The organism is Mesorhizobium sp. M0293 (assembly GCF_040321735.1).
In the GTDB taxonomy this organism is placed as follows: Bacteria; Pseudomonadota; Alphaproteobacteria; order Rhizobiales; family Rhizobiaceae; genus Mesorhizobium.
Genome location: NZ_JAMYSA010000169.1, coordinates 1 through 9,791, shown reverse-complemented (window position 1 = coordinate 9,791; position 9,791 = coordinate 1). Strand labels below are relative to the sequence as shown.

Here is a 9,791-nt window from a genome sequence, read left to right as displayed (position 1 = left end):
ATTCGACGGCGCCGGCGCGGTGATGCGGAAACACCATGTTGGGCCGAAACGAAAGCGCTGAACTCGACGGCAGGTTATCGGCCAGCCAGCCCAACGCCTGCTTCAGCCGCTCCAGATGCATCGGCTCGCAGACCGGTTTCAGGATCGAGAGATCAATCACCTCGCCGAGCCGCTCCGGCAGATAGGGCGGTTCCGGCTCGCGGCGCTGCGTCTGGACGAAACTGCCGCGGCCGATCTCGCCCGAAATCAGCCCGCGGCGGATCAGTTCCTCATAGGCGCGGCTGACCGTCTGCACCGAAAGCTTGAGGTCGTCGGCCAGCCGTCGATGCGTCGGCAACCGTGCGCCATTGGCCAGGCGCCCGTCATGAATGGCGCGCGCGAACTGGTCGGCAAGCGACTGATAGGCTGGCCGCCGGATAAGCGCGGGATCGGGTTGCCACAATGTCATGACTTATTAGAGATCGAAATCAGTGCAATTGACAATCGAAATAATGCGCCGTCATGGTGCAGTCGACGAAAAAGTGGATGCTGATGACTGCCGCGAAACTCGACCCGATCGACCTGAAAATCCTCGACGCCATCCAGCGCGACGGACGCATCACCAAGCTTGCGCTGGCCGAGCAGGTCGGCCTGTCGCCGACGCCGTGCTGGATGCGGCTGCGCAAGCTGGAAAAGGCCGGCATCGTCTCTGGCTATCACGCCAGGGTCGCCATGCGTGTCGTCGCGCCAGTCGCCACCGTGCTGATGGAGGTGACGCTGGCCAACCACCGCCAGGCCGATTTCGACCGCTTCGAGCGCGTCATCCGCGACATTCCCGAGATCGTCGCCTGCTGGTCGGTCGGCGGCGGCGTCGACTATGTGCTGAAGGTGATGGCGCGCGACATTGATGCCTATCAGCGGCTGGTCGATGGCTTGCTCGAGCGTGAAATCGGCATAGATCGCTACTTCACCTACATCGTCATCAAGACGGTGAAGGACGAGATTGCGCTGCCCATAGCGGACCTGTTGCCGGCGTCGTCGTAGGGTCGGAGAAATCGCCTGCCGCGGCGACGCCATAGAGAGAAACTCTCTACATCAAGGCATCCAAACAGCCTCTCTGTCTGCACAGGTCGGATAATCTTCCCGCATCAGTCCGAACCGGGAGGCATCGACCATGTCCGCGCATTTCGCTCGCTCGCATCGCCATGAAGCGCTCGATCGCCTGGCCGACCGCCGGCTGCTGCGTGAACTCGCCTATGTCGATGGTCACTGGACGGCAAGCGAAGCCGCTGAAAGCTTCGAGGTCACCGATCCGGCCACCGACACGACTGTCGCTTTTGTCGCCGCGCTAGATGCACGGCAGACGACAAAGGCGATCGATGCCGCCGCACGCGCCTTTCCGGCCTGGCGGTCGCTGTTGCCGCAGGAGCGTTCTAAAATCTTGCGAAAATGGTTCGAGCTGATCATTGCCGCCAAGCAAGACCTCGCTTTGCTGATGACGCTGGAACAGGGCAAGCCGCTGCAGGAGTCGCTGGGCGAAATCGACTATGCCGCCTCCTTCGTCGAGTGGTACGCTGAAGAAGCAAAACGCCTGAACGCCGAGAGCGTCACCAGCCATCTGCCGAACGCCGAAATGATGGTGCGGCGCGAGCCGCTCGGTGTCGTCGGTGTCGTCACACCGTGGAATTTTCCGTCGGCGATGCTGACCCGCAAGGCGGCGGCGGCCCTTGCCGCCGGTTGCACCATCGTTGCGCATCCGTCCTCGGAGACGCCGCTGTCGGCGCTTGCATTAGCCGAACTCGGCGAGCGTGCCGGCCTGCCCGCCGGCGTCTTCAACATCATCACCGGCAAGGCTTCGACCATCGTCGGACGGATGTGCGAAGATCCACGCGTTCGCGCCATGAGCTTCACCGGCTCAACCGAGATCGGCCGGCTGATCGCCGCCCAGAGCGCGCCGACGATGAAGCGGCTGGTGATGGAGCTTGGCGGGCATGCGCCGCTGATCGTCTTTGCAGACGCCGACATCGACAAAGCAGTGAACATCGCCATCGACGCCAAATTCGCCACGTCGGGCCAGGACTGCCTGGCCGCCAACCGCATCTATGTCCAGCGCCCGGTTTACGATCGCTTCTGCGCCGCTTTCGGCGAGCGCATCGAGACGTTGCGGACCGGCAATGGCCTTGCCGGCGACACCGACATCGGACCGCTGATGCATGAGCGCGCCGTCAAGAAGGTCGAGGAGCAGGTCGCAGATGCCCTGACCCACGGTGCTCGCTGTCTCACCGGCGGCAAGCGCCATGAGACCGGGCCGCTGTTCTACCAGCCGACGCTGCTGGCCGATGTCAGCGATGAAGCGCTGATCATGCGCGAAGAAACGTTTGGGCCGGTCGCTGCGGTGACGCCGTTCGACAGCGAGGATGAGGTGATCGCCCGCGCCAATGCCACCGAATATGGCCTCGTCGCTTATGTCGTGACCGAAAACGGCGCCCGTCAGCAGCGCATGGGCCGCGCGCTCGACTACGGCATGGTCGCCATCAACCGCGTCAAGATCACCGGCGCGCCGATCCCGTTCGGCGGCGTCAAGCAATCCGGCATCGGCCGCGAAGGTTCGCGACACGGGCTCGAAGCTTTCACCGATCTAAAGTATCTCTGCCTGGACGTCGCTTAGATTTCGCCCGGCCATTTCTCTCAAGGAGTCAAAAAATGCTCGACCAGTCCAACGAACTCGCCGCCTGGGATCGCGATCACTTGTTCCATCCCTCGACCCATATGGGCACGCACGCGCGCGGCGAGAGCCCGACGCGCATCATGGCCGGCGGTGAAGGCGTCACTGTGTGGGACAACAATGGCAAGAAGAGCCTCGACGCCTTCGCCGGCCTCTATTGCGTCAATGTCGGCTACGGCCGGCAGAAGATTTCAGACGCCATCGCCGCCCAGGCGAAGAACCTCGCCTACTACCACGCCTATGTCGGCCACGGCACCGAAGCCTCGATCACGCTCGCCAAGATGATCATCGACCGCGCGCCGCAAGGCATGTCGAGGGTCTATTTCGGCCTCTCGGGCTCCGATGCCAACGAAACCAACATCAAGCTGATCTGGTACTACAACAACGTGCTCGGCCGGCCGGAGAAGAAGAAGATCATCTCGCGCTGGCGCGGCTATCACGGCTCGGGCGTGATGACCGGATCGCTGACCGGGCTCGACCTGTTCCACAACGCCTTCGACCTGCCACGCGCGCCGATCCTGCACACCGAGGCGCCGTATTATTTCCGCCGCGCCGACCGCTCGATGAGCGAGGAGCAGTTTTCGCAGCATTGCGCCGACAAGCTCGAGGAGATGATCCTGGCCGAGGGGCCGGAGACCGTCGCCGCCTTTGTCGGCGAGCCGATCCTCGGCACCGGCGGCATCGTGCCGCCGCCGGCTGGCTACTGGGAGAAGATCCAGGCGGTGCTGAAGAAGCACGACGTGCTGCTGGTCGCCGACGAAGTGGTGACGGGCTTCGGCCGGCTGGGCACCATGTTCGGCTCCGACCATTACGGCATCAAGCCGGACCTGATCACCATCGCCAAGGGCCTAACCTCGGCCTATGCGCCGCTGTCGGGCGTCATCGTCGCCGACAAGATGTGGCAGGTGCTGGTGCAGGGCTCCGATAAGCTCGGCTCGCTCGGCCATGGCTGGACCTATTCGGCGCATCCGATCTGCGTTGCCGCCGGCGTCGCCAATCTCGAACTAATCGACGAGATGGATCTTGTGACCAATCCCCGCGAGACCGGCGCCTATTTCCGCGCCGAACTGGCCAAGGCGGTCGGCGGTCACAAACATGTCGGCGACGTGCGCGGCGACGGCATGCTGGCGGCGGTCGAGTTCGTTGCCGACAAGGACGACCGGGTGTTCTTCGATGCTTCGCTCAAGATCGGACCGCAGGTTGCGACGACGCTTGCAGCAAGCGGGGTCATCGGCCGCGCCATGCCGCAGGGCGACATTCTCGGCTTCGCGCCACCGCTCTGCCTGACCCGCGAAGAAGCCGACATCGTCGTTTCGAAGACCGCCGATGCGGTCAAGAGCGTGTTTTCCAATCTCTGAGATCGACTCATGAATGCCATGACCAGAACCCTCCCCGCCACCATGGCCGCCGTGCTGCTCACAGGGCACGGCGGACCGGAAAAGCTCGTCTATCGCAGCGATGTCAAAGTGCCCGTGCCTGCTCCTGGTGAGGTGTTGGTCAAGGTCACCGCTTGCGGGATGAACAACACCGATGTCTGGGTGCGCCAGGGCGCCTATGGCACGGAAGAGGATGCTGCCGCCGTGTCGACGTGGCGGCGTCAGGGCAACACGCTGAGCTTCCCACGCATCCAGGGCACCGACACCGTCGGCACCATCGCTGCTGTTGGCGAAGGCGTTTCGCCTGATCGTATCGGCGAACGGGTGATGGTCGATTTCTCGATCTACAACCGCGACGACGATTCGCTCGCCGACATCGACTATATGGGCCACGGCCGCGACGGCGGTTACGCCGAATATCAGGCCGTGCCGGCCGAGAATGCTCATGTCGTCGACACGGACATGAGCGATGTCGAGCTCGCCACCTTCTGCTGCGCCTATCTGACCGGCGAACAGATGCTGGAACGCGCGAGCCTGAAAGCCGGCGAACGCGTGCTGGTCACTGGCGCCTCGGGCGGTGTCGGCTCCGGCATCGTGCAGCTGGCACGGGCGCGCGGCGCCATCCCCTATGCCGTCGTCGGCAAGGGCAAGGAGCAGGCGGTGCGCGACATCGGCGCAGAGGCTGTCATCACCCGTGGCGTTGCCGACCTGCCGCATGCCGTGAACGAGGTGACCGGCGGCCAGCCGATCGACGTGGTCGCCGACCTCGTCGGCGGCGCCATCTTCAACGACCTCCTGCGCATCCTGCGGCCCGAGGGCCGCTACACCACGGCGGGCGCTATCGCCGGCCCGGTCGTCCAGCTCGATCTCAGGACCATGTACCTGAAGCAATTGCAGTTGCATGGCTCGAGCCAAGGCACGCGCGCGGATTTCCGCCGCATCGTTGGATACATCGAGGCGAAAAAGATCCGGCCGCTGGTCGGCGGCGTCTACAAGCTCTCCGATTTCCACCATGCGCAGGCGGACTTCATCGCCAAGGATTTCGTCGGCAAGCTGGTGGTGGTGCCGGATGCGATGTGGGGTTCGGCTATCCTAGCAACTTGACCACGTCATTGAGCTGATGCCGACCAGCGACGGCGAGGTCTACGGCTTCAAATACGTCAACGGCCACCCGAAGAACATGTGACGCGCGATGTCTTATCGAACAGCTCCCAGCGGCGGAAATCGTCCTCGATGTAGCCGACGAGTTCGACGGGGAAGCGCTCGACACCGATCTTCAGCACCAGCTTCATCATGTGGTCAACGCTGACGAAGGGGACGATGTCGAGATTGGGAATCATTTTTTCTTATCCTTGCCGCATGCAGGCGGTCAGTCCTGGCGATGCGCGTTGTGCGCCTTCATCATCGCCGCCAGGGGCGAACGGCGCGTCTGGATCGACATTGGAGCCCTCTCTGCGAACAACGCTCTACTCGAAAAACCGATTGGGTGGCCGCTTCAGGCCGAGATTTTCGCGTAGCGTTGATCCCTCATATTGCCGCCTGAAGATGCCGCGCCGCTGCAGTTCGGGCACGACCTTTTCGGCAAAATCATCAAGCCCGGCAGGTAGGTGGGGAAACATGATGTTGAACCCGTCGGAGCCTTCAGCGATCAGCCATTCCTCCATCTCGTCGGCGATTGTTTCAGGCGTGCCTACAAAAGCAAGGCCGGAATAGCCGCCCAACCTCTGCGCAAGCTGCCTGACGGTCAGGTGCTCCTCGCGCGCTAGTTCGATGACACGCTCGCGGCCGCTCTTGCTGGCATTGGTCTCGGGGATTTCGGGCAAGAGCCCGTCCGGGTCAAAACCGGACGCGTCATGTCCGATGGCGATCGACAGCGAGGCAATGCCGCTCTCATAATAGACGAGGCTGTCGAGCTTCGCCCGTTTGGCCTGTGCGTCCTCGAGGCTGTCGCCGACCACGACAAACGCACCGGGCAGGATCTTGATGTCGTCGCGCGAGCGGCCAAGTTTCTCCGCACGGCCTTTAACATCGGCAAAGAAACGCTGCCCCGAGGCGAGATCGGCATGGGCGGCAAAAATGACTTCCGCCGTTTCGGCAGCCAGTTGGCGTCCTGCCTCCGACGCGCCGGCCTGGACGATGACCGGCCAGCCCTGCACCGGCCGCGCGATGTTGAGCGGACCGCGCACCGAAAGATGCTCGCCCTTATGGTCAAGCACATGCAGCTTTGCGGGGTCGAAATAGAGCCCGCTTTCGGCGTCGCGGATAAAGGCATCGTCGGCGAAGCTGTCCCACAGGCCGGTGACGACATCGTAGAATTCCCGTGCCCGCCGATAACGCTCGTCATGCTCGACATGCTCGTCGAGGCCGAAGTTCAGCGCCGCGTCAGGGTTGGACGTGGTGACAATGTTCCAGCCGGCGCGTCCGCCGCTGATATGGTCCAGCGAGGCGAAGCGGCGGGCAACATGATAGGGCGCGTCGAACGTCGTCGATGCGGTAGCGACCAGCCCGATATGGTCGGTGACGGCGGCGAGCGCCGACAGCAGCGTGAACGGCTCGAACGACGTGACAGTGTGGCTGCGCCGCAGCGCCTCGATCGGCATGTTGAGAACGGCCAGATGGTCGGCCATGAAGAAGGCGTCGAATTTCGCCGCCTCCAGGGTCTGGGCGAAGCGTTTCAGATGCGCGAAATTGAAATTGGCATCGGGATAGGCGCCCGGATAGCGCCAGGCGCCGGTATGCAGGCTGACAGGACGCATGAAGGCGCCAAGGCGCAATTGTTTCTGTGTCATTTGACGGATATCTCGAACGTTGGAGATTGAACAAATCTGGGCGAGGATCGGCCTCCGACAAGGCGCGGGGAAGGTATTGGGTTCCACCGCCACGCGCTTCCGCAGCATTCGCTTCCCCGCCGCCAGCGCAAAATGGCACAGCGCTGCGCCGGCAGGCCGCAGCGAGCTTTATGGGCTCAGTGATGCTGCGACCGGCGCAGATATGTCTCCAGCCAGAGACTGTAGCGTGAGCCGCCGAAGCACAGCGCGAAATAGATCAGCGCAGCGAACAGATAGGCCTCGTCGTAGTAGCCGAGCCACTGCGGATCGGTCGCCGAGGATCGGGCCGCATTGAGCAGGTCGAAAATGCCGATGACGGCAAGCAGCGATGTCGCCAGCAGGAAGCCGATCGCCAGATTGACCATGCCGGGAATGACCAGGCGCAGCGCCTGCGGCAGGACAACGAGCTGCATCGTGCGCCAATAGCCGAGGCCAAGCGCCGTGGCGGCCTCATACTGGCCCGCCGGGATCGCTTGGAGGCCGGCGCGAACGACTTCGGCGACATAGGCCGACCAGAACAGCGTAATCATGATCATCGCCCGGACATTCTTGTCGATTATCTGGCCATTCGGGATGGCCATTGGCAGGATGAGCATCGCCACATAGAGGATGGCCACCATCGGCGTGCCACGCATCAGTTCGATAAAGGCAATCGCAAGCGTGCGCAGGCCGCCCATGCTGGAGCGCCGCGCCAGTGCCAGCAGGATCGCCAGCGGCGTCGCCAGGCCGAAGCAGACCGACCATACGAACAGCGTTACGGCCAGCCCGCCCCACTGGTTCGAAGGGACGGCGGGAGGCACCAGCGTGCCGGACATCAGGATCCAACTGGCGGCGATCACGACAAACCAGGCGGCGAGCAGTCCCTTGCGCCAGTATCGCGGTTGCGCGGTGATGACGAGAAGCCCCAGCAACAGCACCATGACGACCAGTGGCCGCCATTGCAGCGCCGGCGGGTAGAAGGCGAACAGGATGAAGCGGAACTTTGCCGCCACGAACGCCCAGCAGGCGCCGGTGGCGAGCGCACAGTCGGCCGACGTTCCTGTCCATGTCGCGTCGAATATGCCCCAGCGCAGCAGCGGCGGTACGATCCAGCCCAGCAGCACCACCGTGACGACGGTGATGATCGAATTGAGCGGCGTGCCGAAAAGCCCGATTTTCAACGTCTGCAGCGTTGCCGAAGATCGCCATGCCCGCGCATCGAGAGCCTCGGAGATGCTCATACCCTTGCTCCCCTTAGAGCGACACGCTTGTTGTACAGGTTCATCGCCGCCGAGACGGACAGGTTGATTGCCAGATAGATGGCAATCAGCAGCGTCAGCGCTTCGAGCGACTGTCCCGTCGTGTTGGCCGTGGTGTTGATGATGCTGACAAGGTCAGGGTAGCCGATGGCGACAGCAAGGCTGGAATCCTTGGTCAGGTCCAGATAGCTGGACGTCGTCAGCGGCGTGATGACGCGCAATGCCTGCGGCAGCACGATGAGGCGCATGATCTGACCGTTGTGCAGACCGAGCGCCCTCGATGCCTCCCATTGACCGCGGTCGACCGACTGGATACCGGCTCGCACGATCTCGGCAATGGCGGCCGAGAATTTTACCACGAGGCCGGTCAGCAGGGCCGCGAATTCCGGAGTCAGATTGTAGCCGCCACGGATGTTGAAGCCGGCCAATGCCGGTATGTCCCAGGTCGCGCCGGCGCCGGTCAGTGGAAAGGCCAGCAGAATGCCCCCCAGCAGTCCTGCGGTTGCCAGGCCTAGCCGCCTGACGGGCAAACTGCCCTTGCGCCGCGACCATGCAAGGAAAGCCAGGTAGCTTGTGACGAGGCCGACAAGCAGCCAGAGCGTCGAAACCGACATCCCATGAAAGCCAAGCCCTGGAACAAACACGCCCCGGTTGGTGAGGAAGAAGCTGTCGAAGACCGAGAGTGCCTGCCGTGGCGACGGAAACGATTTTGCCAGCGAAATCCAGAAGAAGAGCTGAAGCAGAAGCGGCGTGTTGCGGATGATCTCCACATACCAGCGCACAAGCGCCGCCAGCAACAGATTGCCCGACAGGCCGGCAACACCGAGAACGACGCCGAGAATGGTGGCCAGCACACAACCAAGCGTGGCCGCTTTCAGCGTGTTGAGAAGGCCAGCCAGGATTGCGCGCGCATACGGATCGCCCGCCTTGAAGGCGATCGGCGCTTCGCCAATCTCGAAATTCGCCGGCCGGCTGAGGAATTCGAAGCCTGGCGTGATGCCGATGCGAGCCATCATCCCAGCCGTGTTGTGGCCAAGCAGCCAGAACAGGGCGATGACCGCCGCGATCACAGCGACCTGCGTCAGCGGCCAGTTGCCCCACCACAGGGACATCTTGCGCAAAATGCCGGGTCCGTCTGGACCCGGCACGGTTTCGTCAGTCAATGACATGGATCGAAGGGGCTTAGCGGAACGGCGGCGAATAGAGCAGACCGCCATTGGTCCACAGGCTGTTGTAGCCACGCTCCCAACCGAGCGGCTTCAAATTGCGGTCGTAGATTTCGCCATAATTGCCGACAGTCTTGATGATGTTGTAGGCCCATTTCGGATCGAGGCCGATTGCCTGGGCGAGCGACGGGTCGACGCCGAGAAAGCGCTGGATGGCCGGGTCTGGCGATTTGAGGAATTCGTCGACATTCTTGCTGGTGATGCCCCATTCCTCGGCCTGGATGGTGGCGTTGACCGTCCAGTTGACGATCTCGAGCCAGCGGTCGTCGCCGCCGGCGATCGCCGGTGCAAGTGGTTCCTTCGACAGTCGCTCGGGCAGGATGATAGAGTCGTCGGGCTTCTTCCGCGGGGTGCGCGTTCAGACGCGATCGGGCGTATCTTGCGTGTTGGCATAGACGCGGCCTGGCTCCCGCGCGGTG

Annotated in this window: 8 protein-coding genes and 3 pseudogenes; 5 read left to right on the top strand and 6 right to left on the bottom strand. The window is 63.0% G+C overall.

Annotated elements, in window-relative coordinates:
• The coding region (locus NKJ06_RS32860) for a GntR family transcriptional regulator (RefSeq protein WP_352812079.1) at positions 1–448 on the bottom strand (448 nt) is incomplete at its 3' end.
• A gap of 83 nt (positions 449–531) precedes the next feature.
• Here NKJ06_RS32860 and NKJ06_RS32855 point away from each other — a divergent pair.
• The 5 genes and pseudogenes from NKJ06_RS32855 to NKJ06_RS32835 form a co-directional block, all read left to right on the top strand.
• Positions 532–1,023 carry an Lrp/AsnC family transcriptional regulator gene (locus NKJ06_RS32855; protein WP_352629666.1) on the top strand — a complete coding sequence of 164 codons (492 nt, stop codon included), beginning with the start codon at positions 532–534 and terminating at the stop codon, positions 1,021–1,023.
• Between the two features lie 130 nt (positions 1,024–1,153).
• Positions 1,154–2,647, top strand: coding sequence for an NAD-dependent succinate-semialdehyde dehydrogenase (locus tag NKJ06_RS32850; protein WP_352629452.1), 1,494 nt, complete (start codon positions 1,154–1,156; stop codon positions 2,645–2,647).
• A 35-nt stretch (positions 2,648–2,682) separates the two neighbouring features.
• Positions 2,683–4,062: an aspartate aminotransferase family protein gene (locus NKJ06_RS32845; protein ID WP_352812077.1), complete on the top strand. Its 1,380-nt coding sequence runs from the start codon at positions 2,683–2,685 to the stop codon at positions 4,060–4,062.
• A 9-nt stretch (positions 4,063–4,071) separates the two neighbouring features.
• The gene (locus NKJ06_RS32840; RefSeq protein WP_352629455.1) at positions 4,072–5,184 is read left to right on the top strand and encodes an alcohol dehydrogenase family protein; all 1,113 of its coding nucleotides are present in this window, start codon (positions 4,072–4,074) and stop codon (positions 5,182–5,184) included.
• Between the two features lie 4 nt (positions 5,185–5,188).
• Positions 5,189–5,260, top strand: a pseudogene (locus tag NKJ06_RS32835) (hypothetical protein); the annotation flags it as partial.
• On the opposite strand, the pseudogene NKJ06_RS32830 reads toward NKJ06_RS32835, so the two are convergent.
• The 5 genes and pseudogenes from NKJ06_RS32830 to NKJ06_RS32810 all read right to left on the bottom strand — a co-directional run.
• Positions 5,253–5,420 (bottom strand): annotated as a pseudogene (locus tag NKJ06_RS32830) (ornithine cyclodeaminase); the annotation flags it as partial. The pseudogenes NKJ06_RS32835 and NKJ06_RS32830 overlap by 8 nt on opposite strands.
• Before the next feature lie 126 nt (positions 5,421–5,546).
• Positions 5,547–6,869 (bottom strand): LLM class flavin-dependent oxidoreductase, encoded by a 1,323-nt coding sequence (locus tag NKJ06_RS32825; RefSeq protein ID WP_352629457.1) that lies wholly within the window; start codon positions 6,867–6,869, stop codon positions 5,547–5,549.
• Between the two features lie 176 nt (positions 6,870–7,045).
• Positions 7,046–8,128: an amino acid ABC transporter permease gene (locus NKJ06_RS32820; RefSeq protein WP_352629459.1), complete on the bottom strand. Its 1,083-nt coding sequence runs from the start codon at positions 8,126–8,128 to the stop codon at positions 7,046–7,048.
• Positions 8,125–9,258, bottom strand: coding sequence for an amino acid ABC transporter permease (locus NKJ06_RS32815; RefSeq protein ID WP_352812081.1), 1,134 nt, complete (start codon positions 9,256–9,258; stop codon positions 8,125–8,127). Before NKJ06_RS32815 ends, NKJ06_RS32820 begins: the two co-directional genes overlap by 4 nt.
• Before the next feature lie 70 nt (positions 9,259–9,328).
• Positions 9,329–9,791, bottom strand: a pseudogene (locus NKJ06_RS32810) (amino acid ABC transporter substrate-binding protein); the annotation flags it as partial.